The organism is Candidatus Krumholzibacteriota bacterium (assembly GCA_034520215.1).
Lineage (GTDB): Bacteria > Krumholzibacteriota > Krumholzibacteriia > Krumholzibacteriales > WJIX01 > JAGHBT01.
In genome coordinates, this window is record JAXHNR010000002.1 from 295,097 (window position 1) to 319,861 (window position 24,765).

At 49.2% G+C, this 24,765-nt stretch carries 20 protein-coding genes, 3 tRNA genes and 1 riboswitch; of the genes, 16 read left to right on the plus strand and 7 right to left on the minus strand.

All coding sequences use genetic code 11. From position 1 onward, the window contains the following. Positions 1-13: 13 nt before the first annotated feature. The 4 genes from rph to U5O15_07890 all read left to right on the plus strand — a co-directional run bounded on the left by rph (position 14) and on the right by U5O15_07890 (position 3,711). The gene (rph, locus tag U5O15_07875) at positions 14-727 is read left to right on the plus strand and encodes a ribonuclease PH (protein MDZ7860569.1); all 714 of its coding nucleotides are present in this window, start codon (positions 14-16) and stop codon (positions 725-727) included. Beyond that, positions 709-1,449, plus strand: a complete 741-nt coding sequence (locus U5O15_07880; protein ID MDZ7860570.1) for a non-canonical purine NTP pyrophosphatase — start codon at positions 709-711, stop codon at positions 1,447-1,449. The genes rph and U5O15_07880 overlap by 19 nt, the downstream gene beginning before the upstream one ends. A 92-nt stretch (positions 1,450-1,541) precedes the next feature. Then, positions 1,542-2,468: an ATP-binding cassette domain-containing protein gene (locus U5O15_07885; GenBank protein ID MDZ7860571.1), complete on the plus strand. Its 927-nt coding sequence runs from the start codon at positions 1,542-1,544 to the stop codon at positions 2,466-2,468. Next, positions 2,446-3,711 carry an ABC transporter permease gene (locus U5O15_07890; protein ID MDZ7860572.1) on the plus strand — a complete coding sequence of 422 codons (1,266 nt, stop codon included), beginning with the start codon at positions 2,446-2,448 and terminating at the stop codon, positions 3,709-3,711. Before U5O15_07885 ends, U5O15_07890 begins: the two co-directional genes overlap by 23 nt. 60 nt (positions 3,712-3,771) lie before the next feature. On the opposite strand, the gene U5O15_07895 is transcribed toward U5O15_07890, so the two are convergent. Next, positions 3,772-4,353, minus strand: coding sequence for a hypothetical protein (locus U5O15_07895; GenBank protein ID MDZ7860573.1), 582 nt, complete (start codon positions 4,351-4,353; stop codon positions 3,772-3,774). Positions 4,354-4,561: 208 nt separating this feature from the next. On the opposite strand from U5O15_07895, the gene U5O15_07900 reads away from it, so the two are divergent. From U5O15_07900 to U5O15_07930, 7 genes are all read left to right on the plus strand, one after another. Continuing rightward, positions 4,562-5,806: a glycosyltransferase family 4 protein gene (locus tag U5O15_07900; GenBank protein ID MDZ7860574.1), complete on the plus strand. Its 1,245-nt coding sequence runs from the start codon at positions 4,562-4,564 to the stop codon at positions 5,804-5,806. Positions 5,807-5,882: 76 nt separating this feature from the next. Further along, positions 5,883-5,960: transfer RNA gene (locus tag U5O15_07905), tRNA-Pro, on the plus strand. Positions 5,961-6,127: 167 nt separating this feature from the next. Next, the gene (locus U5O15_07910; protein ID MDZ7860575.1) at positions 6,128-7,258 is read left to right on the plus strand and encodes a tetratricopeptide repeat protein; all 1,131 of its coding nucleotides are present in this window, start codon (positions 6,128-6,130) and stop codon (positions 7,256-7,258) included. Between the two features lie 23 nt (positions 7,259-7,281). After that, positions 7,282-7,827 (plus strand): RNA polymerase sigma factor, encoded by a 546-nt coding sequence (locus U5O15_07915; GenBank protein MDZ7860576.1) that lies wholly within the window; start codon positions 7,282-7,284, stop codon positions 7,825-7,827. A gap of 88 nt (positions 7,828-7,915) precedes the next feature. Further along, entirely contained in the window at positions 7,916-8,272 is a 357-nt protein-coding gene (locus U5O15_07920) for a hypothetical protein (GenBank protein ID MDZ7860577.1), read from the plus strand. Positions 8,273-8,478: 206 nt separating this feature from the next. Further along, positions 8,479-9,033 (plus strand): YbjQ family protein, encoded by a 555-nt coding sequence (locus U5O15_07925; protein MDZ7860578.1) that lies wholly within the window; start codon positions 8,479-8,481, stop codon positions 9,031-9,033. 125 nt (positions 9,034-9,158) lie between these two features. Next, positions 9,159-9,479, plus strand: a complete 321-nt coding sequence (locus U5O15_07930; GenBank protein ID MDZ7860579.1) for a DUF6544 family protein — start codon at positions 9,159-9,161, stop codon at positions 9,477-9,479. Between the two features lie 73 nt (positions 9,480-9,552). Here the strand turns inward: U5O15_07930 and U5O15_07935 are convergent, their stop codons facing one another. The 5 genes from U5O15_07935 to U5O15_07955 all read right to left on the minus strand — a co-directional run bounded on the left by U5O15_07935 (position 9,553) and on the right by U5O15_07955 (position 22,069). Next, positions 9,553-11,415 carry an asparagine synthase-related protein gene (locus tag U5O15_07935; GenBank protein MDZ7860580.1) on the minus strand — a complete coding sequence of 621 codons (1,863 nt, stop codon included), beginning with the start codon at positions 11,413-11,415 and terminating at the stop codon, positions 9,553-9,555. 587 nt (positions 11,416-12,002) lie between these two features. After that, positions 12,003-16,589 carry a PAS domain S-box protein gene (locus U5O15_07940; GenBank protein ID MDZ7860581.1) on the minus strand — a complete coding sequence of 1,529 codons (4,587 nt, stop codon included), beginning with the start codon at positions 16,587-16,589 and terminating at the stop codon, positions 12,003-12,005. 144 nt (positions 16,590-16,733) lie between these two features. After that, positions 16,734-18,227, minus strand: a complete 1,494-nt coding sequence (locus tag U5O15_07945; protein ID MDZ7860582.1) for a DUF4070 domain-containing protein — start codon at positions 18,225-18,227, stop codon at positions 16,734-16,736. A gap of 322 nt (positions 18,228-18,549) precedes the next feature. After that, on the minus strand, positions 18,550-19,974 hold the full coding sequence (locus tag U5O15_07950; protein ID MDZ7860583.1) for a T9SS type A sorting domain-containing protein: 1,425 nt from the start codon (positions 19,972-19,974) through the stop codon (positions 18,550-18,552). Further along, the gene (locus U5O15_07955) at positions 19,961-22,069 is read right to left on the minus strand and encodes a TonB-dependent receptor (protein ID MDZ7860584.1); all 2,109 of its coding nucleotides are present in this window, start codon (positions 22,067-22,069) and stop codon (positions 19,961-19,963) included. Before U5O15_07955 ends, U5O15_07950 begins: the two co-directional genes overlap by 14 nt. Positions 22,070-22,090: 21 nt before the next feature. After that, a riboswitch (cobalamin riboswitch) is annotated at positions 22,091-22,277 on the minus strand. 249 nt (positions 22,278-22,526) lie between these two features. Here U5O15_07955 and U5O15_07960 point away from each other — a divergent pair. The 3 genes from U5O15_07960 to U5O15_07970 all read left to right on the plus strand — a co-directional run bounded on the left by U5O15_07960 (position 22,527) and on the right by U5O15_07970 (position 23,767). Then, positions 22,527-22,844, plus strand: a complete 318-nt coding sequence (locus tag U5O15_07960) for a DUF4282 domain-containing protein (GenBank protein MDZ7860585.1) — start codon at positions 22,527-22,529, stop codon at positions 22,842-22,844. Positions 22,845-22,951: 107 nt separating this feature from the next. Continuing rightward, on the plus strand, positions 22,952-23,296 hold the full coding sequence (locus U5O15_07965; protein ID MDZ7860586.1) for a NifB/NifX family molybdenum-iron cluster-binding protein: 345 nt from the start codon (positions 22,952-22,954) through the stop codon (positions 23,294-23,296). Positions 23,297-23,305: 9 nt separating this feature from the next. Then, complete coding sequence (locus tag U5O15_07970) at positions 23,306-23,767, plus strand: pyridoxamine 5'-phosphate oxidase family protein (protein ID MDZ7860587.1); 462 nt, start codon at positions 23,306-23,308, stop codon at positions 23,765-23,767. Between the two features lie 22 nt (positions 23,768-23,789). Here U5O15_07970 and U5O15_07975 read toward each other — a convergent pair whose 3' ends face one another. Beyond that, complete coding sequence (locus tag U5O15_07975; protein ID MDZ7860588.1) at positions 23,790-24,089, minus strand: GYD domain-containing protein; 300 nt, start codon at positions 24,087-24,089, stop codon at positions 23,790-23,792. 324 nt (positions 24,090-24,413) lie between these two features. Between U5O15_07975 and U5O15_07980 the strand changes: the two genes are divergently transcribed. Beyond that, positions 24,414-24,487: transfer RNA gene (locus tag U5O15_07980), tRNA-Arg, on the plus strand. Between the two features lie 80 nt (positions 24,488-24,567). Next, a tRNA-His gene (locus U5O15_07985) sits at positions 24,568-24,643 on the plus strand. The last annotated feature ends 122 nt before the right edge of the window (positions 24,644-24,765 follow it).

Below are 24,765 nucleotides of genomic sequence, written 5' to 3' on the forward strand. Positions count from 1 at the left end.
GAAAGAGGGTCAAATGCCAAGGAATGACGGAAGAACGAGAAGAGATCAGCTGAGGACCATAAAAATCAAGAGAAACTATATAAAAAGCGCTGAAAATTCAGTGCTTTTCGAAATGGGAAACACGAGGGTGATATGCGTTGCTTCGATTGAGGAGAAGGTTCCGCCTTTTCTCCGCGGCGCCGGGCAGGGATGGATTACGGCTGAATACTCGATGCTTCCCCGGTCCAGTCCCGTGAGGATAGTGCGGGAATCGAGGAGGGGGCGTCTTAAGGGGAGAACTCAGGAGATCCAGCGTTTGATCGGAAGATCTCTCAGGGCCGCGGTGGACCTTGAAAAGATTGGCCCCAGAACAATAACCGTTGATTGTGACGTGATCGAAGCGGACGGCGGAACGCGGACCGCCTCTATAAACGGGAGTTTTATAGCCCTCGCGGGTGTGCTGAAAAAGCTCAAACTCGCAAATGAGGCAATAAAGTTCTTTATAGGCGCCGTAAGCGTTGGGATTGTGGGGGGCAGTGTATATCTCGACATCGATTATTCCGAGGATGTAAAAGCCGAAGTGGATATGAATATCGTGATGAATGAAGAAGGTGATTTTATTGAAGTTCAGGGAACGGCCGAGGAGAGGGCGTTTACCTCACGCCAGCTGTCTTCTCTCGCAAAATCCGCCGGCAGGGGTATCGCAAAAATAATTGAAAGGGAGAAAAGGTGTCTGAAGTGGACCTGAAACTTGTTCTGGCAACGGGCAACAGGGGAAAGATTTCAGAGATAAAGGGGATCCTCTCGGACCTTGATATTGAGATCTTAAGCGCAGAGGACTTTGAGAGCTTTCCCGATCCGGAAGAAACCGGGGAGACCTTTCTGGAAAACGCCCTGATAAAGGCCGGGGCGGCTTACCGGAAGACACAGGTAATGGCTCTGGCGGATGATTCGGGTATAGAAGTGGATTATCTCGGGGGCGGGCCGGGGGTCAGGTCGGCCAGATACGGGGGAGAAGGCTTAGATGACAGCGAAAGATATATAAAGCTGCTTGACGAATTAAAGGGTGTTCCGGAATCGAAAAGGGGAGCGAGGTTCAGATGTGTTATGGCACTTTATCCCTTGCCGAAAACCGTCTCCGGCTGTGAAGACAATGAAATTTCAGAGTATCTTCTGTCACACATCAAGGAGATTGAAGAGGACGGACCGGAAGACCCGCTCCGGGGCGGACGGGATCGGTCGCCCGGAGCGTTTGTAACAGAGGGCTTTCTGTATGGAAGAATATCTGACAAGCCGGCCGGAGAGAATGGGTTTGGATACGACCCTGTCTTCTACATTCCCCAAGAGGGGAGGACCGCGGCGCAGATGAGCCGGAAGGAGAAGAACAGGATCAGCCACCGCTACAGAGCACTTGTGGAGATGAAGAGCCTTTTGGCGAGTTATTTTGGTCTTAAAAAGAGAGATGTTTAATTGTTCTCTTTCATTAAATAGAGAAATCAGAGGGAGTTCGCGTTCTGCCCGGCAGGGGTGACGGTGAATCAATCTGACAGGGAGGATTAGGATTGCTTGAACTCGAAAATGTTATAAAGACATACGATGAATTAAGGGCTGTGGATGATCTTTCAGTCAGCATCGAGCCGGGCGGCATCTACGGCCTTCTCGGTCCCAACGGGGCCGGCAAATCAACAACTATCAGGATGATTATGGGAATAATTTATCCGGATGAAGGCAGAATAAGGATCTTTGATAAACCGTTCAGCGAGAAGATGAAAGAAAGAATAGGCTACCTTCCCGAGGAACGCGGGTTATACAGGAGGATGAAGGTTCTCGACCATCTTGTCTTTCTCGGCGAGATAAAAGGGATAAGCGCAGATGTCGCCAGAAAGAGGGCCGCGGAGTGGCTTGAAAGGGTCGATTTGAGCGAGTGGGCTGACAAGAACGTTGACGCGCTCTCTAAGGGGATGCAGCAGAAGATCCAATTTGTATCTACAGTTCTTCACGATCCCGAACTTGTTATCTTAGACGAACCCTTTGCCGGGCTCGATCCGATTAACACCCAGTTTTTGAAAGATATTGTGATTGATATGAAGAATCAGGGAAAAACGGTGATTTTATCCACGCATCTTATGGATCAGGTTGAAAAGCTGTGCGAGAAAATCTGCCTTATAAACAAGGGAAAAAAGGTGCTCGAAGGCGATCTTTCCGGCATCAAACTGGATTATAGCAAGAATGTTATATCGCTGAAATTCTCAGGAGATATCAAAGTTCTCGAAAACCATCCGGAAGTAGAAGAGGTAAGAAGCTTCGGCCAGGATCTTTCCGTGACCGTAAAAGAGGGGACCGACCCCGAGAGGATTCTCCGGGCGGCCCTTGATAACGGAAAGGTGGACAGATACGAAGTGGGTGAGATGTCCCTTCACGACATATTTATTACCAAAGTAAAGGAAGAAGGAGGTGAGGTGGGAAATGAAACTCTTAAAAATAGCTAAGAGGGAATATCTGCAGAGGGTAAAGAGAAAGAGTTTTCTAATAGGTACTATTCTCGGGCCTGTATTAATGGGCGTAATGATTCTCGCGCCGGCTCTTATTTTAAACCGCGGAGGCCAGAGGCAGACAAGGCTGGAGATAGTCGACATGACGGGCGGTTCTATCTACGGTGAATTGAAGGAGAGTCTCTCCGACACCCTCGATGACGGCAGGATGATGTTTGACATTTCACCTCTGGAGGTAAGCGGGCGGGATGAATTCGAAGAGATCAAAGGTGAACTCAACCGGCGGGTCGGCGAGGGTATTATAGACGGATATCTTGTTATCCCCTCAGACATCACGACTGAAGGGAAAGCGGTTTTTTACGGAAAAAGGGTTGGGGATATCAAATCCATAGGGCGGATAAAGAGCGAATTGACTCACAGCGTCGTAAGCAGGCGCCTCTCTTCCGAGGGGATGGATTACTCTGTGGTGAAGGATCTGATAGAAAAGGTGGATCTGAAAACCATTCAGGTAGAAAAGGGCGAGGAGAAGGAAAGCGATTTTGATTTTCTCTATTTCTCCAGTTTTATTTTTATAATGATGCTCTACATGACTATTCTTATGTGGGGGATTGCCGTTGAGCGCAGTATCATAGAGGAGAAGAACAACAGGATCATAGAAGTGCTCCTCTCTTCGGTAAAACCCTTCGACCTTCTGGGCGGAAAGATCCTGGGCGTAGGTTCGGTGGGATTGACTCAGTACGCTATCTGGGGTGTCTTTGCGGGGGCTCTCTCCGCCTACGGCCTTTCGATGGGGGGTACTATAGCCAAATTCAGCGCGTTCTCTCCTGTGACCATAGTTTTCTTTATTGTCTACTACCTTCTGGGTTTTCTTTTCTATTCAACGATGTTCGCCGGAATAGGAGCTATATGCAACACCGACAGGGAAGCGCAGCAGCTGCAGACGCCGGTGGTTATGGCGCTTGCCTTTACTATAATAGTTCCGATGATTATTATTCAGAATCCCGACGGGACTTTCGCCACCGTGGTATCGATGATACCCTTCTTCACTCCTATTGTGATGTTCATGCGCATTAACATTCTGACACCTCCCGCGTGGCAGATAGCCTTGAGTATTCTTATCATGCTCGGGAGCATATACATCGCGGGGCAGGTCGCGGCTAAGATATTCCGGATAGGCATTCTTATGTACGGCAAGCGCCCCGACGCGAGGGAAATCCTCAAATGGATAAGAAGAGCTTAGGCCGCGAGGAATGATAGGGCGGAATTGATTTTTCAAGCGGTCTTTTAAATAAGGGGTAAGCTAGAATCCGATTTTGCAGTAAGCTACTCTCACGGAGAGATAACTCAGCATATCTCCTCCGTCCGGGACTTTGAAGAAATTATATTCAAGTTCAAATCCGACTCCCGTGGTGAGCAGAAACCAGTAATCAAGCCCCACGGAGATAGAACCGCCGCCGCAATTTGCCGCGGATTTAATGCCTCCTACTTCTTCTCCGCCGAGCTGGTTCTGGGTTCTGAAGACACCCGCGCCGAGCGAGCCGTAGCCTTGAAGCATTCTGGAGAAAGTGTGGTAGTATTTCGCTCTAATCTGAAGGGGAATGACGCCGAGCTGCTTATTAAAACCGTTTGAGTATCTCTGGAAGGATATTATGTCGTAGCCGGCTCTGAATCCCAAACACAGCTTGTCCGTGAACATCTTTCCGGCAAAGATATCTGCCCCTAAAAACCCGGAATCGGCATCGTCGATAAACGGCTGATTGAACGAACCGCCGATATGAACTACGCCCTTACCGGCGTTTGCCTGGCCTAACGCGGGGCTGGCTATAATCATTATAAAAGCAACTGTAATTCCTGTTATTGAAAGAACGTTAGTAATCTTCACCGGAGGCCTCCGATCATAGCTGAAATATCATTCGCACTATTTTTCATATAATACAAAACTGCTCTCCCGTCAAGCTGTTTTGGGGTTCTGGAAAGCAGTTGAATCCTTATAATTCGTTGAATAATATTGAGATTTCGGCTATTTTTCTTAAAAGAGTGAAAAAGTTTGTTTTCGGCGATATATTCTTTCTCGAAGAAGGGGAGATATATTGAGAATTCTTATGGCGCAGAAGTTTCATTTCTACCGAGGCGGCGACTCTACATATATGTTCAACCTGACGAAGCTGCATCGCGACAGGGGACATAAGGTCGCTCATTTTTCCATGAGTCATCCTGAGAATATAGAATCTGAATACTCCGGCTATTTTGCATCCGAGATTGATTTTCCGCAGCTTCTTGAAGATTTTTCTCCCCGTTCTGCCGCCAAGGTGATCACAAAGAGTATATACAACAGGGAAGCAGCCCGGAATATAACAGAGCTCATTGAGAGTTTTAAACCGGACATAGCCCATTTTCATAACATTCACGATCATCTTTCAACATCTATCGTCAAACCCTTTTACAGCAGGGGGATCCCTATCGTATGGACACTTCATGATTACAGGCTGATCTGTCCGAATTCAACGTTCCTCAGCAAAGGCGAAATCTGCGAGCGATGTCTTCCCGGCAGGTTTTATAATGTTCTTCTGCGCCGATGTAAGAAGGGCAGCCTGCCGGCGAGTCTGGTGGCGATGCTGTCTGCCTATTTTGGCCGCCTTACCCGTGTCAAAAACCGCGTAAGTCATTTTATTACGCCGAGCTTGTTTCTAAAGGGGAAGCTGGTAAGCGCCGGTTTCGATGAGGGCAGGATAACGGCTGTTCCGAATTTCGTTGATCTCTCCTCTTTCGCTTCAGACCCCGAAGAGGAAGATTATTTTATTTATTCGGGAAGATTAAGTTTCGAAAAGGGAATAGACATTCTGATAGAGGCGGCGGCGAAGCTTCAGAGCGGCAGGCTGCTGATAGTGGGCGGGGGGCCTGAAGAAGAGAGGCTGAAGGGGTTGGCCGCGCGCCTTGGCGCCGATAATGTTGAATTCACAGGACACAAGTCAAAGGATGAATTAAGGCATATACTCTCACGGGCGCAGTTCGCGGTACTCCCTTCGCGCTGGTATGAGAACCTTCCCTTTTCCATAATAGAGGCCTTCGCGGTGGGCAAGGCCGTAGTCGCATCTGATATCGGCGGAATTCCCGAAATGGTCAAAGACGGTGTAAACGGATATCTTTTTCCCCCCGGAGACTCCGGCATCCTGGCCGCCAGGTTGGAAAAGCTCATCTCCAGCCCGGCCCTGAGGCGCGAACTCGGACAGCGCGGAAGAGAAAAGGCGGAGAAGGTTTATAACTCAAAGTCGCACTATGAAAAGATAACGGAGATTTATAATAAGGTGCTTAAGGACAAGGGGATTGATATATAAATTCTTTTTCTTGACTTTATACCACTCCATTAACTTACTTTTATGAGTATATAAGCGGTTTACCGGAAATTTATGGCGGGGTGTGGCGCAGTTCGGTTAGCGCGCCTGCTTTGGGAGCAGGAAGTCGTAGGTTCAAATCCTATCACCCCGACCATTTAATTTTTATTATGACAAGGCGTCAGCGCTTATTTCTTCTTTTGCGGGGAAACTCTAAACCGATATCTCAACGCCGCCGGCATTTTTTCGTGAACGTTTTCTGTTGTTTCGTGTTCTTATTATGACAGCCGTATTATGATGCAGTAATAGAATCAAGGAGGGAACATGAGACGATTCATATGGAGTTGTGCGGCGATATGCGCGCTATTCGTGCTTGTCGCAGCAACGGCGCCGCGATCCCAGACGCAGCAGGTGCCGAAGCTCACCGAGCGGGGACTCAGCAAGGCTTCCTATGTCGCTCTCGCCAAAAAATGGCAAGAGCATATTGACAGGTACGGGGAGACCGCTGAGGCGCTGGTCAATCTCGGAATGGCCTACCATTACAGCGGAGAGATAGAGGCGGCCGTGCGGGCGGCGGAACGGGCGGTCGAGCTGGAGCCTGAGAATCCGAAGGCGCTCGCTTTCGCCGGGAAGATTCTGGGGGTAGAGGGGGAGCGAACGGATGAGGCGGAGAAGCTTCTCGTAAAATGCAGGGAAATCGCCCCCGATTACGAGGACGCGTTGACTTCATTGGTATCGATTTACCTGCGGAGGGGGGAGCTAAAGCGGGCGGACGAAATATTCAAGACGATCTTCGATAGAAGAATGATACGCCGGCCGCTTCAGGATTATGCCTATAACATGCTGGTGGGGTTGCCGCGAGGGGCCGTTCTGATCACCAACGGGGATAATGACACCTTTCCGCCTATAGCTCTTCAGGCGGGAATGGGGTTCAGAGACGACGTCGTGGTCATCAACCGCCACCTCTTGGAAATAGAGCCGTTCGCCGAGGCGTTGTTCGAACGCAATCCGGCGATACGACCCGACCGCGTGCCGGACGAGGGGGACGGAAAAATCCGCGCCCGGAAGTTACTCGAGCAGATCGTAGAAGAGGAGAAGGCGCCGGTCTATTTTGCGGTTTCGGTTCCGCTCGGTCAACTCGGATTCGAGCTCGAACATGAGATAGAAGGGATCAATATGCGGGCTGCCGGAGAGGGGCTGGGCGCGGCTGAGGCGGCGGATCTGATTCTCGAACGGTACCGGCTGGATTCCGCGACCGATTGGAACTTCGCGTGGGATCTTTATCCAAGCATAGCGCAGCTTTTCCGGAACTGCGTTGTTGCCATGATTAAGCATTCACAGCTCGACGGGGTGGAGGCGGAGACGAGAGACCGTCTTCTCGAGCGCGCCCTTCAAATCGCGGAGTTTCACGATATGACTGGAGAAATCGGCTACATAGGAAAGCTTTTGAAATAGTGAGAAGTGAAGAACGAAAGCGGATGAGCGATGCCGGCCTGGTCATCCTGGCGAGAAAGGGAGACGCCGGCGCGTTCGAGAAGCTCTACGACCGCCACGCGGAGGGGGTTGCTCGCGCTCTCGCCTCCTACGCGGGACCGGACCGGGAAGCGGTTTGTGATCTGACGCAGGAGGTTTTCTGCCGGGTCATAGCTTCCCTTTCATCCTACAGGCCTCTGCGGCCGTTTGCCCACTGGCTCTATACTATCGCGCTTAACGTCGGGCGTAATTACGTTCGCGCACGTTCAAGAGAGATCCCTGTCGATCCCGGCGATCTCGAGGGCGCGGCCGCCACGGCGAACCCGCCTTGCGATTTCTCCAGGGAGGCGCTCGCTGTAAGGCTGGTGAGGCTAGTCTCTCACCTCCCCGAGCATATGCGCGAGGTGGTATCTCTCAGGATCGGCGGCGGACTTCCGTACGGTGAGATAGCGGAGATGCTCGGTATACCGGAGGGTACGGCGAGAAGCCGCATGCACTACGCGGTGAAGGTGCTGCGTGAGAAGGTGGGGGCACGGAGAGCGAGCCGTTAGACGCGGTAAGAAATGAGGCCTGTCACTGGCAATTTCCCGCCGCGGGCTTTCCGACACCGCTCAAGACGATACGCAAAGGAGATAAGAAGTGAAAAAAGATTTTGATATCGAAGAAGAACTGAAAAACTACCGAATCGATCTTGGCCGAAATGTAAAGCGATCGGTGATGAAACGCTACGCGCAAAAGTACGGCCGCAGGTCATCGCCGTCCTGGCTGACGGCATTCCGGCCAAGGCCGATTCCGGTCTATCTGGGAGCTCTGCTCATCGCGGCGGCGATCGTTGCCTCGTTCTTCGCCGGGCGGGCGTCGTTGCCGCGGCGATCATCTATGACAGAACCGGTTCTCCTTGAAGAGCAGAGAACGAATTTATCACGAGAGCCCTCAAGTGATACGCCTGCCGAGAGGGCTCTGCAATGGGAACCGGCTTCCAGAGATTTCTTCTGAGCGGCTCGCGGATAACCTGCCGAACGGTATAATGCAGTGATTATGCGCCATAATTAATCGGTTGCGTAATTACGGACTCATTTGATAATATTTAATTACGGCAATCTGAAGACAAATAATTTGGAATTATTCGAGGTATACAGCGGTTATTTGATTATGCGGGGCTGTATGCTATGTAGCAGCCGGCCATATATAGAGGAGGAGCGATGAAAGTACTTAGGCAGATCGGCTCGTTGATATTCGTAGTTGGTTTGTTCGTTGTTATATTTGTCGGCGTACCCTGGTATGTGCTTATCGCGGAAGATCCAGCTGTGCCGCTGTGGCTGCAAATTGCGATTTTCGGTCTTCTGGGAGGCATTCTTGTTGTTCTTGTGACATTGGCTTTCGAAAAGAGGACACGGAGGGCATTCGCGGAAGAACCGGTATCTCCTGAGCCCGACCGCGAGGTACTGCTGATAAACACTGATACACCCCCCGGCCGTGAGATCACAGAGGTTTTGGGTATTGTCCAGGGCCACACGGTATTTGCTATCTGGCTGGGCAGAGATTTGTCCGCCTTGGTCAGACTCATTCTTGGTGGAGAATTGACCGAATACACAGAGATGATGGGGAAGGCGCGAAAATCCGCTACCAGCCGGATGAAGGTGAAGGCTGCCGGAATGGGGGCGGATGCCGTAATCAACGTTCGCTATATGACCACGAGTGTTGTAGGAAGCGCTGCCGAGCTCTTGGTGTACGGAACAGCTGTCAAGCTCAGTTAACTCCCGGGAGACCTTAAAGCCGCTTGCAGCAGGTCCTGGATGTTACAGCAGCTGCGGGGCATAAGCCGCGTCAGACAGGTGACAGAAAATGAAGCTGAAGGTTAGACTTACGCTCGAGGTTACCCGTGAAAATAACTAAATGGGTTTTAATTTCCGGCGGAGTTATTGTCTTTGGAGCTGCCGTTGCCGTGTTTATCGGGCGGAAGCTCGAATCCTCAAAGGTGAAACAGATAGAAGCAGACCTTCTTAAGAGCGCGCCTGAGTCAACCGGCAGGGCAGTCGATTTAGATTCCTTTGCCAAGCTTCCGCCTCCCGTGGAGCGTTATTTCAAATACGTATTGACCGCCGGGCAGAAGTTCATTCGCAAGGCGGCCTGCCGCCAATACGGAACATTACGAACGAGTATCAAGACAGAAAGCTGGTCTTCATATGGAGCTGATTCTTAACTGACTGACACTATGGGAGCCGGATGAAACCTTTACCCCTTACCCTAATTCTAAGCTTGAGCGGGCCCGGGAATCAGCCTTTCATGACCTCTTCGAGCCATATATCCAGTGATATAAAAACGAATATGTCTGCCCAGGTGATGCTGGGGTCGCCTTGAAGAAACTCCTCCCAGAGGCCTCTAAGCTTCCGGTCATTGAAGATACCCTTTTTCCTGATCCGTTCAGGCTCAAAGGCTGTTTCAGCCTCCTGCGGCGGGTCGGATCGCAGCCAGTCGCTGAACGGCACAATGAAAGCCGATTTGTCCCTTTCGAAATCGTGATATCTTTCAGCCAGCTTATGTTCCAGATGCCGGTATCGACCACCGGTCCTCTTCAGCCTGTGCGGAATACTGAATCCGAATTCAACCATTCTTCTGTCCATAAAGGGCATCAAAAGTTCTACTTTGTTTATACGCGCGATCCCGTTGCATTTACCAAGCACCTTGTTCCCTTCAAAATTCTTCAGGCGGGAGTAGAGGAGGGTGTCGGTCAGATTATCCGCGTTAGACTCGGCGTAATCGCGCAGGTATTTATCCCTGACCGGGGGGAATTTTTCCTCGCTGGACAAGAAGAGGCGGTGAACCCGGGGTTCCTGCAACCTGGATCCCAGCCAGCTCCAAATTCCCCTTCGCAGGTCAGAGTATCCGCTAAGCAGCCCGGCTTGAGGAATAACGCCGCTGAGCAGACTGCCCACCTTTCCCTGAAGCTTGAGAAGATTTTCATGAAAAGGTTTTCGAGGGTCTAAAGATCCGAAAAGATTGTGAAGCTTTTCGAAATATCTGTACGCCGGCGGAATGCCGAATACCAGTTCTCCTCCGAAACCGGCCAGAACTCCCCGCACTCCGTCCCTCCCGGCCGCGAGGGTACCAAGGTAGATATGCCAGGCGCCTGCCGCCGGAGTAGGATATGATTTGATCAGGTCTGTCAGGTGACTGTGAAAAGTTGATTCGTCCAGGTATATATCAGTATGGCGGGTTCCGAAATACCGGGAGGCTTTCTCGACATACTCGTTGTCCGTAGCCCCCGTTTTGACTGATATCGAATATGTCAGCAGCGGTTTGTCGGTGACCTTCTTAAGGGCGCTCAACAGCAGCATGGAATCGACGCCGCCGCTGAGCAGAAGACCGATTCGATCAAAGTTCCGCGTGTATTCTTCCAGCAGGCTGGCAAGGAGCTTATCGGCTCTGTCTACCGCCTCTCTTTCACTCATCGGCTTTTTACTGATCGGAATGTGGTAGTATCGTTTCTTTCTCCACTCTGCCTTTTTTATGATAAGCGCTTCTCCGGCCCCCAGAGCCCTTATCGCCTCAAAAGGCGTGTCTTCATCGGTAAAGGCCTTGTCGCAGATAAAATAGTTTATCGCCCGGCGGTCGTAGGAGGTCGGCACAATTCCAGAATAGACCAGGGGCTTTATGCTCGAGGCCACCGCCCGAATCCGCCCGTCTGAAAGGGCGTAGAAGAGCGGAAGGAATCCGGCCTGATCCCTGAATGCCAGGAGCTGTTCTTGTTTGCCGTCCCAAATTATTATGCTGAAGTGTCCCTGAAGCCGGTCGATGAAATCAAAACCATAACGAAGATAAAGCCGGGCTGCCAGTTCCGCGAAGCCGGGGTTCGGATTCCCGCCCTCTTTTAAGGACTCGGAGGCGAGCTTCGTGTGATTTGTGATCCTGCCGGTAAAGGCTACGGCCAGCTCCGTGCTGGAATAGCGGAAGAAGCCGTTATTGTTTTCACTTTTCGTAGAGGCTATGCCAAACCGGCGGGAAGGGTCTATGAAACGGAGTTCTTCCCCCGTCGCGGACACCGGGGAACCCCCGGCCATAGCTTTAATAATCTTCTTTATATCTCCGGAAGAATCAAGGGAAACAGCGCATATCGTGGGTTGGTCATTATTCGTCATAGGTTTTCCTGTTCATAATTATGCCCGAAGGAGCAGTCTTACGATCATCTTTTCAGCCGTTCCGTCAGCCTGCTCTTTGTGGCCGGATAGAGGATTATGTAATAATCATTTGTAAAATTCGTAAGTAAGAGTTAACAGTTTCACGAAACTTCTTAAAGTCTCGTTACCTAATGAACAGTTATAGATTTTCTTAAAGTTTTGCTACTTCCTCGCGGTAGTCTTAGTTTGTGGTGATCTAAGATTTGGCGAATCCGGAGGGCTCACGGTATTTCGCAAGGGGCAGGCATTATTTCTTTCACCGCCCCCGGACAGCACTTCCTGTTTCCTTTCCTCGGTTATGTTCAGTTCCGCGAAGTTGAAGTACTATAGCTCCTTTACAATTTCTTCCCTCACCACTCCTGCCAGTCCCTTTTATTATAAGAGATTGGATTTTTCCCGTCAACTTGAGAAGCGCTGACAAAAGTCTTTTAAGCCTCATTTATACTTTGCTTCATCGCAATCATCCTGATTTCAGTCGTGGAAAGATTTCCTTGAAGCAAGCTCTTAAAGCAAAATTAATTTCGGCGCGGGGATAAGGTTGAATCAGACTACACCTTTCCCTTATCATCCAGCACCTCTCTGACCTTGCCGGCAAGCTGGTCCGGGGTGAACGGCTTCCGCAGGAAGACGATATTCGATTTGGGGACACCCCGGGGAGCTATAGCGTCGTCCGTGTATCCCGACATGAAAAGAACCTTTATATCCGGGTTGAGAGAAAGGATTTTACCGGCAAGCTCCTTTCCGTCCATCTCCGGCATTACTACATCGGTTAATACCAGCTGAAGGGAATCTCTGTTTTCCCGGAATATTTTCAGGGCTTTTTCAGGGCTGAGCGCCTTAAGGATCTTATAACCCCTGCTTTCCAGCATTTGGCAAATCGTTGACAGTACTCTCCTGTCATCCTCGACAACCAATATTGCTTCAGTGCCTGAATAATCCCCGCTCTTCTGCTTCTCATCCCGCTTCGGTTTAACCGGTTCGTTCACAACGGGCAGATAAATATTAAAAGTGGTCCCTGATCCCTGTTCGCTATCTACAGAGATGGCCCCTCCGCTCTGATTTACAATTCCATGAACCGTTGACAGTCCAAGCCCCGTCCCCTTGGCCATCCCCCTGGTTGTAAAGAACGGTTCAAAAATCTGTTCTCTGGTCTGCTCATCCATACCAAAACCCGTATCGCTGATCGAGACCTCAACATACCGGCCGGGTTCGATTGAAGTGTGATCCGGGAGAGATTCTTCATTCAATTCTACTTTTCCGGTCGTGACCGTTAAACGCCCCCCCTCAGGCATCGCTTCACGGGCATTTACCACGATATTTACGATGACCTGCTCCATCTGTCCGGGATCCGCCTTTACATTTGGAAGATTATCGTCCAGTTCGGTTATCAGTTCAATATCTTCACCTATTAACCGGGTGAGCATATTCTTCAGATTCGCAATGACATTATTCAGATTGATCACTTCAGGTTCGAGGATCTGACGCCGGCTGAAAGCGAGCAGTTGACTGGTCAATTCCGCGGCGCGTTTTCCCGCCTCGCTGATCTCTCTGGCCCCCTGCCTGGACGTTTCTGAGAGTTTGTCATTATTTAGCAGCAGATCGGCATGGCCGTTTATTACTGTCAATAGATTATTAAAATCGTGAGCCACACCCCCCGCAAGCTGTCCAATCGATTCCATCTTCCTGGCCCGGTTAAGCTCTTCGAGCATTTTTTCCTGTTCTTTTTCCCTGTTTATCTTCTCTGTTATATCCTGACCGAACTCAACCAGCGCGGTTACCTCTTTATTTTCATCTAAGACGGGATAGCCCCGAACGAAGAAGTGCCTGCCGTCCGGAGTATTCTGAACGGCCTTATGGGGAGTTTTAGTATCGCGGGCTTTTAACACGGGACAATCATTACAGGGCTGATTTCTATTGTGCCATATCTCATAGCAATGCCTTCCCTCAAGCGCTTCCGGGGTTTCTCCAACTGATTCAGCAGAAACACGGTTTGCCCATATCACTCTTAGATTTGTATCGTAATAAACCACCATCTCAGCGGACGCGTTCAAAATAACTTTCTTCTGGAGTTCGCTCTCCTTAAGCTTTTCCTCCGCGTTCTTGCGGCTTGATATATCGGATATAAACCCTTCGATGATTTCCGGTTTACCCTCATCGCTCCGGATAAGTTTCCCCTTTTCCCATACCCACTTTACCTTCCGTTCTCTTGTGATAATTCTGTACTGCAGTTCAAAATGCTTCCCTTTTTCCAGAGCTTCATCGACAGCTTCCCGGACCATCATCCTGTCCTCGGGATGGATAATCTCCTCGTACGAGATAAGGCTGTTTTTAAGGATCTCTTCCGGTTCATATCCGGTCAGTTCGAGGCATCCGTCACTTACGAATTCCATTGTCCATCCGGGGGTGTTTCTGCAGCGGTACGCCATCCCCTGAAGATTGCCTATCAATGTAGAGAGCTTTCTTTCACTCTCCCGAAGCGCCGATTCTGTTTTCTTCCGGGAAGTTATATTGTTAATTATACAGATCGTGTTCTTATAGGAATCCCCTTCGGGATTTATCCCTGAAGAATTTACAATTACATCTATTACGCCTCCGTCTTTACGGACTATTCTGTATTCTTCGTCGTATGAATATCCCGTTTTCTGGATTTCAGCTAAAGAATCTTTCGCTCTTTCCACATCATCGGGATGAATTATTTCTAACATCGGATTTCCGATTATCTCATCTTTCCGGTACCCGAGGAGGTTTTCAATCTGATCGTTGCAGTTCACTATAATACCGCTGCTGTCCAAGGATATTATTAAATTAGCGGCGGTCGAGAATATTTTCCGGTAACTTTCCCTGCTGTCGACCAGGTCCTGCTCTGTCCTCTTAAGATCTGTGACATCCTGAACTGTACCGAAGAGCCCGGAAACATTCCCATCTTCATCTCTTTTTGCCATTCCGATCATATTTATCCATCTTATCTCTCCGCCGGGCCTGATGGCTCTTGCTACCAGATTAAATGGAGTTCCCTCATCTGCGGCCGCCGTTAAAGCTTTTTTAAGAGCAGGCCAGTCTTCAGAATGGATATACTTTTCATGCTCGGCAAAGGTTGGTTCTCCTTTATCCGGATTTAACCCTAAGATCCTGAATATCTCCCCGGACCAGTTCATGGCGTCAAAACCGGGGTTGAGTTCCCAGTGCCCAATACGGGCAACTTTCTGGGCTTCTTCATGAAGACGCTCTCTTCTGGTAAGCTCCTCTTCTATCTGCTTTCTCCTTACAGCTACCCCCAGGCTGTTGCCAATATTCTCAAAGAATTCGACCAACTCGGCGGTGAACCTGTTTTTCCGCCGGTCGTTCAGCTGGAGCAGTCCTATCGTCTCTTTTCCGACCCGGATCGGGATAAGAGCGACAGATTCATACCCCTCCCTTGCGCAGCGGTTTCTTGTCCTGCCCTGTCTGTCCTCCCCGGTTGTTCCGGAAAGAAGTTCGGTCGTGCTGTTCGTCCAGAAACTCCCTCGATCAGTGAAAAATTCCTGCGACGGGTCAGTCCGTCCGCGGATAACAGTGCCGCACATGCACTCGAGAATGGCATTTCCCTCGGAATCCCTTTCAATTTCACCATCCGGACCGATAGAGCAGAGACGCCTTTCTTTCTTGACGAATTCATTGGAGAAACCGTTTGTCACGTAGTAGGGATAATCCTCACCCTCTATCAAACGGATGCCGACAGCGTCAAAATCGGTTTTTATCAGATCAAGGATATCGTTAATCAGATCCTTCCACTGATTAGCGCGGTTAAGTGTTCTTAGAATATCTGAATGAAGTTTTCGCCTCTCCTCGGAAATTATCTTCTCGGTGATATCGATCCCTTCCGCGAACAACTTAAATATATTTCCTTTCTCATCCTTTGTCGGCCTCAATGAGAAATCGATGAATACAATTTCGCCGTTCTTTCCGATATGCTTCGCCTCGAACCTGTCGGAAATCCCTCTGCCCGCCTTTTCGATACTTTCTTTAAGTCTTTTCTGCAGCTTTTCCGAATGGTTCCACCAGGGTGTTTCCCAGAAATAGCGCCCCTCTATCTCTGAAAAGGTTTTACCGATAAAATCAAGGGCTGAATTGTTCGCGCTCAGAAGTTTGCCGTCAATATCAAGGATGCCCATGAATATCTCGGGGGCTTCATAGAGGGCCTGAATCTGATAATCCTTTTCGAGTAGCAGTCTTTCCGTTTTTTTCCGTTCTGTTACATCTATTATAGAGGTCAGAAACGCTGTGGCTTCATCATATTCAATTGGTTTGACAAAGAGACTCGCCCAGTATATTTCGCCGTTTTCCCTCTTAAGCTGAGCTTCAAAGTTGTCAGCTTCACCTTCCCGGTCGATTGTTTCCAATAATCTCTTCCGGTCCGCCGGGTTGACATAAGTGTCAATTACATTTGTTTTCGAAAAGTTCCGGGGTGTGTAACCTGTGATTTCGGTCATACGCTCATTGATATACAGCATATTTCCCGAAGGATCAGAAATACCTATGCCCACCGAGGCGTTTTCAAAGAACATTCTGTGTTTATTTTCTGATTCTAGAATGTCTCTATGGATATCTCTCAGACTCTTGGCTGAGAGATATGAGAACAGCGCGAGAATAAAAAATCCCATAACGGCAGCGATGCTCGGCAGTATCTGTGGATCGGCAAGCAGCCCGATGGAAATAATTGCTGCTGAGCAGACAGCCGCGGCGACAAAACTTGCCCGGGGGCTCAGAATAAAGCTTGCCGCGAGGATAGGTATGGCAAAAAGTAACAGACCTCTTCCGCCTACAACCTCCCGGGGTAGATCCGATACAGATGCAATTACGATTATGAGCAGCAATAAAAGTGTGCCGGCAAGATAAACTGAAAAATATCTGTTTATAAAATAAATAACCCCGGCTCCTGTCAGATAAGATGAAATGGCAAAAATGAGAAGTTTTATCTCCCGCTCTCCCCCCACTTTGCCGAGAGAAAGCGCGACAAGAAGTGTTGCCAGAACTAAAACAGCGCCTGCCGCAATGGTCAGAAGCAGAATATTAATGAGTTTTCTGCGGCGGGATTCCTCAGGGTTAAGCCCCGAAACTTCGGTACTTTTTAAAAATGTTCTAAGCACATTTTTCATAGAAGGCCCTTTATAAACTGACCCGTTTATTCTAGTTCGAAAATGCACTTCTGTCAATGTCAATCGGCTGCATTATCGGGGGATAATAAGAGATATCATGCGGCTCTTCCTATTTCCAGCCGCAGAATGGAAAAACCCCAACCCTCAGGATGTGGTAGAAATCGTCCCTATTACTTTTCTGAAGTGAAACCCGTAGGCGGCCATGGTGAGTACCGTCGGAAATGTCCTGGGGTAGCGGAATATACCGAGCATTAGAAGTTTCCAGAAGTACCATCTTCCCCGGGTGGCGACGCCCAACTTCCAAAGTAACCTGGAGAAGGAGGGGATGTTGGAGAAGCTGAATTGGTTTTTTCCCTTTAGAACGGGCTTGTATTCGCTGAGGAAGGTTTTGATCCTCTCATAGTATTTCTTGTCCGAGTATAGCCAGCCCATAAGGTTTTTGTAACCGTCGGTCAGTGTATGATAGTTCATTTTGGGAATGATGTTGGTAGAGCCGTCGGTGTTGTCGCCGGTGACCGAGTGCTTCCTGACCAGCCGTCCCTCTTTGCGGAGGCGGGTAAAAAGACGGCTTCCGGGAGGGGCGTTTAGTATTCCCACCATTGCCGCCACTATACCGCTCTTCTGAATGAAGCTGGCCTGATCCTCGAATATGGAGGGGGGGTCGCTGTCAAAACCGACTATGAAACCGGCAGTTACAATGAGACCGTTTCTCTGAAGTGTCTTTACCGATTCTATCATGTCGCGCTTGAGGTTCTGTCTCTTGTCGCATTCCGAGAGGCTTTCGCTGTTGGGGGTCTCAATTCCGACGAAGACCTCGTCGAATCCGGCATCGACCATCATGCTCATAAGTTCCGGGTCGTCGGAGAGGTCGATAGAGGCTTCCGCTAGAAAATTAAACGGGTAATCGTGTTTTTTGGACCATTCTATAATCGCGGGAAGTACATCGTTCTTGAGTTTTTCTCTTTTTCCGATGAAGTTGTCGTCAACCACAAACACGGAGCCCTTCCATCCGTGAAGGCGGAGGCTCTCCAGTTCCTCTAAAAACTGCTGTGTGTTTTTGGTCCTTACCTTTCGGCCGTTCAGAGTGCTGATACTGCAGAATTCGCAGTTAAAGGGGCAGCCCCTGGAGTATTGAATATTCATGGTGTGGTATCTCTTCATGTTCAGAAGGTCCCATTTGGGAACAAACGTGGTGTTGATGTCGGGGAATTCCGGGTCCGCGTAGATCTTTTTGAGCTCTCCGTTTTTCAGGTCGCGGATGAATTCCGGCATGATATCCTCCGTTTCCTTCAGCACGAAGTGGTCTATTTCGGGAAAAAGCTCGTGTTCGAAGGTGACCATGGGCCCTCCCGCTATTACCTTGGTCTGCATACTATTACAGCGCGCGGCAACCTCTCTGAAAGATTTCTTCTGAACATCCATGCCTGACAGGAAAACGTAGTCCGCCCATTTGAGGTCTGAGTCTTTCAGGGTATCGATATTAAGGTCCACCAGCCTGGAGTTAAAGTCATCCGGAAGCATCGAGGCTATTGTAAGAAGGCCGAGTGGAGGGGAAGCTGATTTTTTTAAGAATTTAAGAGCGTATTTAAAACTAAAAAGCGTCGCCGGGATTTCCGGACTTACAAGAAGGATATTCATTTCGGAAGATTTCCTTTCAAATATTAAGAGAGGTAAATTACATCGCTTAAAAGAATTATAGTTGTGAAGGGCGTTTTTGTCAATGAGTATATAAAATAAATAATATTAACAGGTTATCATGAACAAGCATCTTAGTTATTCGCGCACCTTTTTCTCAGCGCGCAGATGGCAACCCGCTCCGGTTAAAACGCGGCTCGATGCCCGGGGCACTCAGGCGTTTACGGCGAACACGCCTACTCTTAAAAATTAACTTGAATAAACGGCACCCCGTGCGCCGGAAAGCGCCCGCGTTTTAAGAGTTATATTCAATGCTGCCCCTGGCTTACCGGAGCAGAATCATCTTCTTTGCGGCCGTAAACCCCCTGCTTTCAAGTCTTACGAAGTAGAATCCTGAAGCGAGGTTTCTTGACCTGCCGTCTTTGCCGTCCCATACCACTCTATGCGAGCCGGCGGTAAATTCTCTGTCAGCGATAGTGGCGGTTTTTCTTCCCGCGGCGTCAAAGACAGAGATATTCACTTTACACCCTTTTTTGATTGAAAAGGGTATTGTCGTTATCGGGTTGAAGGGGTTCGGGTAGTTCTGCTCAAGTACGGCTATGGGTACAGCTTCCGTGTCTGTCTGGACGCCTCCGCTGAAGCAGATATCGAAGGGGGGAAGCCCGGTGCTTATTGTTCCGCCGGAGACGGAGCTTCCGTCGTAAGCGCTGTAGATCCTTATCCCGGGGTCTGTGCTCGTCTGGTCGGCCAGGAATATCTCTCCGCCGGGAGAAATTTCGATATCGTTTATAACGTAGTCGCCTGGGGAATATATCGCGGAGAGTTTCTCTCCGGTAGAGGGATCGAAGCTTATAAAAACGGTGTTGAAGCTCGAATCTGTGATGATAGCATAACCAAGATCGGCAGAGAATATTTCAACGTCGTTGATATCACCTTCAGCGTTTGATTCGGTCAACATGGGGCTTTCCGCCTGGAGCGTTTCGGGGTTTATCACTTCTACGGCGCCGTCGTTTGTTCCCCAGGAGCCGGGGCAGGCAACGTATAATCTGTCCGTATATGGATTATACTGAATGTTGGAGAACGGGTTTTCGCTTCCCAGCTCTATAGCCTGTTTGCCCGGCTGGCCGGGGTCGGTATCCAAGAGTGTGTCCGCCTGACAGTCTACAACCGCTATGAGGCTTCCTCCTGCGGGAAGCCAGTAGTTGTTTCTGTCCAGTCTCTGAATACTTACAAACAGAAGGCTGCCCTTTATTATCATTTTGTCCATCTCGCACAGGCCGTCGCTGTCTGCAAGCGCCGATAGATCGACACTGCCGGTATGAGCGCCTGTAGATGGATCTACGATCCAGAGAGTATTGCTGTCATATCTTGTCACATACGCCTTTGTCTCGGACATAAAGGCTATATCCTGAGGGTTGGATTCATTGCCGACTGAGAATTGCCGAAGGGTCTCAAAGCCGGAGGCGGGGTCTAGAACCTGAATATTATCTGCGCCCCCTTTGTTTACGACATAGACAAGTCCGCCAAACCATCTCGAAACAGCGTCGCTGTGGATGGAAGCTACATCGATCTCTGTTGTATAATTTCCGTCGAGACGGATAACAGAAGATGATCCCGTAGAATAATCCGTTGTCGTAATAAATGCGAATTCACCAGCTTCCGCGTTTAAGGAGAGCATAAGAAAGGTGAATATAACGGCCGCCGCCGCGCTTATTGATTTTATTGACACATTTGATTTATTGTCCTTCATCGTCATTTCCTCTCTTTGTATTAAATTTTATTGTCATATAGAAACTTCTTCCCGGAAGCGGAAATCCGCTTATGTCGCGTATCTGATTGTTCGTGAGATTTCTGCCCTCTAAGGTGATCGAAAACCTCTCTCCTAAGGGTTTGGTTTCCAGAGAGATGCTGTGGATTTCTCTTTCCGGCACCCTGTCCATATTCGCCCTGTCTAAGTAGTTCGAGCCGATATAGTGCAGTTTCCAGGCGAGATTGCATCTTCTTGCGGAAAGGGTTACCGTAAAGGAGGCCTCGTGAGCCGGCGTGGAAGCCAGCTCGTTTCCGTTGTAGTAGGGGATGGGGCTTGTGTTCTTTCCGTCTATATATGTGTAGTTTCCCGAAAGACCGATAAGAGAAGATAGGCGAAGGGAACCTGAGACTTCACATCCCTTTATCCGCGCTGATCCTATATTCTCAGGCTTAACCGTCCTCTGTGAATTCGGGAAGAAGAGTATAAGGTTTGTGATCTCGTTGTCGAAATAAAGCATTTCAAGGTAGAGATCTTTAAGAGACATGAACCTGTCTTTTGAGAGAACGGCTCCTATATCACGGTTAAGTCCCTTTTCGGGCTTCAGATTTCCGTCTCCTGTCACACTCCCGGTGTTGCCGAAGAGTTCAAAGAAGGTCGGCGTTCTGTAATGCCTGCCGATATTTCCCTTAATTGTAAAGCTTTTAGCTAGATGCAGTTTGAATCCCGCGCGAGGAGATTGATATTCATTTTCAATCTCACCCTGCGGTGTTGGAGGCATCCAGGGGAAGGGAGCCTCATCGTAGAACTCACTCTGGCTCCAGAGATACTTCGTGCCGGCCGAGAGAACCGCCCTGTCCTTAAAGAGAGACAGATTTCCCGAAATTGCCGCTGTGAGGTTTTTTCTCAGTCTGTCCGGGCCTTCTCTGAGATCAGGCAGAAAGTCCTTAGGTGTAAAGCGTTCCTTTCTGCCTTCAAGGAAGAGGTCCGCCGACAGGGGGAGGGATGAGAAAAAGAAGCTTCCCTTCATGTTGCCGCCGTATGATAAGATTCTGTTGTCAGTTTTCTGTTTTACAAGACTTATATCACCGAGCGGGTCGTCGAATAGCTCCGCTGTCCAGGAGTGAAACGCCGTGAATTCGCTCCGAAGGCGTCTAGAGAATAGCGGCTCGGGCTTCATCCTGAGATAGGTTATTCTGCGTCTTCTCTTTATCCTGGCCTTTGAAGACTGATTGGCTCCAGTGCCGGGCACACCCCCCTCCCTCTCGAAGCTGTCGAAATTAAGGGAGACCCTTTCGAGCTCAGGTATCTCTATGTCCGCTCTGAGAGATAAGTTCCACCTGCTGAAATCGCTGTTTAATCTCGTGGCGACCCTGTCATCGGAGATATTTAAAGGAGTCGCGTTGTCGTCTAAGAATGTAAAATTGCCTTCGCTTTCCGCGTAACCTCCGAAGCAGTTCAGCGTTAAAGGGCCCGCGGCGGAGCTCATCCTTAGCGCGCCCTTTCGGGTTCCGAACGATCCTGCGGTAACGCTCGAGGAGATATCCACGGGCGCAGGGGCTGAGCGACCCTCCGCGTTCGAGCTCACCGCTGTCACAAAATTTATCGCGCCGCCTATAGAAGAACTTCCGAATGAGATGGGACTGAACCCCCGGTACACCTCTATCCTGTCTATATTGCCGATCGCAATGTCTGAGAGGTTTGAAACCCCGGTGCAGGGATCGCTCAGCGGCACGCCGTCTAAGTAAACCTGCACGTGAGATGAGGATGACCCCCTGATAGAGGCAGTGGCAAAGCTTCCCAGCCCCCCGTATTGCTTTACTCTGATTCCAGTCGCGTTGGACAGAAGGCGGGAGGCGTCCTGCGAAGGGGTCCTTGTGCCGTCCGCGTCTATAATGCCTACGAAGCCCGAGTGCCGGAAGAGTTCGCCGCCCGTTTCAGGAGATTCCGCTTCGACTATAATCTCGGGAAGAAGAAACACGGTGTCCGGCACTGCATGCCGCTTATCTGACGCTTCGGCACAGCCGGCCGGCGCAAATGGCGCTAACGCCGGAGTCAGTAAAGTAATTTGCAGAATAATTAAAACGAACTTCCTCATTCTCCTACTCCTCGAAGAGGCTAAGGAAAGCTGTTTTCGGGCAGGTCTCCTGACTCATAGCTCCAGCGCTTATATGTCTTCCTTCCCGGCGATTAAGGCCAGTGGATTCAGGCATAAAGCATCGCTAATCACAGTGGCGGGTCCGTGGGAGAATTTCACTCCCTTCCCCATTAAGTCCTGAAGGGACACCCGAAGATACTTTCAGATAGAATTCTATCGCGCCGAATAAAATCAGTCAAGGGATATTTGAAAAGGCCGTTCTGAAGGGAGAAAATCCGGCGGCTTCAAGGAATTTAATGTTTGAATTATATCCCTTAAGCGGATAAGATTGAAGAAACAGGTGTGATAACGGTATTCGGCGCGGCTGAAATGTTTGAGAATGAAAAGAGAGGATGCGGGCAAGAAGCTGTGCTGTTTTTAAACCAAACTGGGGAAATCCCCAAAAAAGGAGAAAGAAATGAATGAGAACAAGGGGTTTTTCGGATCTCTCTTTGATCTGTCATTTTCTGAATTTGTAACTACAAAGATAATTAAATTTTTGTTTATTATCGCTGTAATTGCTTCAGCGATAGGAGCGATAGCGGTTATTGCAGGCGGATTTGCCAAGTCGATTGCTCTGGGGATTCTAATGCTCGTGTTGTCGCCTGTTATTTTCTTGATCTATGTCATAATCGCGAGGATATATCTTGAGATTGTGATAGTCATTTTCCGAATAGCTGAAAACACGGGAATGCTCGTCAAACGGGACGAGAATAAGCAGGATTTTGATAATTAGAAGAAATTATAATCGATTGTAAAAAATACCTTCTTTAGGTATAGTGTCAGTTACTTAAGAAGACACGAAAATTTACCGAGAGATCTCTCTTGAAAGGAGATCCCGCTATGACGATATGTGCTCCGGTAGAAGAGGACAGAGGTTTAGACAGTATTCCCTGCCGCCAATTCGGATCGGCTGCTTTCTTTGTTATTCATGATGTGGATAAGGGAACTACCGATGTTATTGAAAATGAATCGGACGGCCAGAGCCCCGGAGTCAACAGATACGTGAATATCTTAAGCCGCGAATCTGTTGACGCTGTCTTTGTGGGGGACATGGAAGATGAGCTTCTAGCCGCTTTCAACAGCAAGGGGATAAAGGTCTACCGGTCGATGCCGGGAACTTTGCGAGGTAATATTGAAGTTCTAAAGAGGGGCGACCTCGAAGAGATAAAGCCCGAAATCGACTGAGACAGCCGCTTGTTCGAAGCGAAAAGAGAAATTATCAACAGGGAAGAGATAGATAAAATTATCCGCTCCTCGCGCGTCTGCAGGCTCGCCGTGGCAACTGATAACATACCGTATATCGTTCCGCTGTCATTTGGTTATGACGGAGAGTTCCTCTACTTTCATACCGGCAAAAAGGGAAAGAAGATTGACTGTTTCAAGCGCGGCCCGGCTGTCTGTTTTGAGTTCGACCATGATGTCGCCCTCGCAGGCGACAGAAAAGATCCCTGCAAATGGACATTTACCTATAAAAGTGTTATAGGGTTCGGCCGTGTCAGTGAATTGACTCTGAAAGAGGATAAAAGATACGCCCTCAATCAGATAATGCTTCAATACTCCGGCAGGAAATGGGAGTTCGAAGATGCCCGTATCGCGGCCGTAAGGATATGGAAGGTCTCAATTGATTCAGTAACGGGCAGAGATAAGAGCAGATAACCGCTTCCGGTAAACCTTTACATTACGAGATATCCTCTGCCAGCTTAAGAAACCTCTTATAAGGTATCGCCATAAGGCTTTCAGACTGAAAAGCGCCGTTAGAGAGACTTATCATGGAAACCTTAGCGGCCGTCTCTTCGTCAGGGGCCTGATAGATATCCATAAAATCGTATTTTCCAAGAAGAGCGTAGTGCGAGATAAACTTTACCTCAGGGCATTTCTTTTTTACCTGTTCAAGCCACTCCCGCCCCTGCTTCTTGCGGTTCTTCATCTCCGTGCTCTGCTCGGCCGAAAACTTGGTAAGAAGTATATAAGTCTGCATATCCCGCCTCCTTTTTCTGTTTAAGAAACCCTGCTAGGATTCTATCAGGAGTCAGCTTAAAATGCAACAGGAACAAAGGGCAGATCTTTCCTGCGTGTTCTTTCATACAGCAGAAGGGAATTCGGCATCTTTTTCCAGGCCCCGGCGCCGCCTCCCGTCAGATTTTAAAGAGTTATATGCGAAAGTGATATTGACGCGCCTTGCCGGCGGCGTTATATTAATTGCCGTGCGGATTATTGACAATTGAGCGGACTAAGAGGATCTATGCGTTCAAATTTGTCACATGAGGGCGCCGGCCTGGGGCGGCGCCAACGCATGTTCGATGCGCCTGTAGCTCAGCTGGATAGAGCAACGGACTTCTAATCCGTAGGTCGCAGGTTCGAATCCTGCCAGGCGTATTTTAAAAGTTAACAGCCGCCGAAGCAGAATCTTTTTTCTTGAAGGATAATCCTTCGGCGGATAATATAACTATTGTGTGGTGGGCGTAGCTCAGTTGGTAGAGCCCTGGATTGTGGATCCAGTTGCCACGGGTTCAAATCCCGTCGTCCACCCCATTTTTCGTTCTTATTTTACAATCCTGATCTAACTTTTCCATAAACGCTATAGCTGTTCGCCGGTTGAAGTAAGACGGGCGGTTTTTTTCTTGACCTATTTACATATATCATTACAATGGAGG

Excerpts from the sequence above, each read along its gene's own strand:
- U5O15_07950 (MDZ7860583.1), bottom strand. The coding sequence starts at position 19,974 with ATGAAGGACAATAAATCAAATGTGTCAATAAAATCAATAAGCGCGGCG.
- rph (MDZ7860569.1), top strand. The coding sequence starts at position 14 with ATGCCAAGGAATGACGGAAGAACGAGAAGAGATCAGCTGAGGACCATA.
- U5O15_07955 (MDZ7860584.1), bottom strand. The coding sequence starts at position 22,069 with ATGAGGAAGTTCGTTTTAATTATTCTGCAAATTACTTTACTGACTCCG.
- U5O15_07915 (MDZ7860576.1), top strand. The coding sequence starts at position 7,282 with ATGAGCGATGCCGGCCTGGTCATCCTGGCGAGAAAGGGAGACGCCGGC.
- U5O15_07910 (MDZ7860575.1), top strand. The coding sequence starts at position 6,128 with ATGAGACGATTCATATGGAGTTGTGCGGCGATATGCGCGCTATTCGTG.
- U5O15_07965 (MDZ7860586.1), top strand. The coding sequence starts at position 22,952 with ATGACGATATGTGCTCCGGTAGAAGAGGACAGAGGTTTAGACAGTATT.
- U5O15_07945 (MDZ7860582.1), bottom strand. The coding sequence starts at position 18,227 with ATGAATATCCTTCTTGTAAGTCCGGAAATCCCGGCGACGCTTTTTAGT.
- U5O15_07960 (MDZ7860585.1), top strand. The coding sequence starts at position 22,527 with ATGAATGAGAACAAGGGGTTTTTCGGATCTCTCTTTGATCTGTCATTT.
- U5O15_07935 (MDZ7860580.1), bottom strand. The coding sequence starts at position 11,415 with ATGACGAATAATGACCAACCCACGATATGCGCTGTTTCCCTTGATTCT.
- U5O15_07925 (MDZ7860578.1), top strand. The coding sequence starts at position 8,479 with ATGAAAGTACTTAGGCAGATCGGCTCGTTGATATTCGTAGTTGGTTTG.
- U5O15_07940 (MDZ7860581.1), bottom strand. The coding sequence starts at position 16,589 with ATGAAAAATGTGCTTAGAACATTTTTAAAAAGTACCGAAGTTTCGGGG.
- U5O15_07890 (MDZ7860572.1), top strand. The coding sequence starts at position 2,446 with ATGAAACTCTTAAAAATAGCTAAGAGGGAATATCTGCAGAGGGTAAAG.
- U5O15_07975 (MDZ7860588.1), bottom strand. The coding sequence starts at position 24,089 with ATGCAGACTTATATACTTCTTACCAAGTTTTCGGCCGAGCAGAGCACG.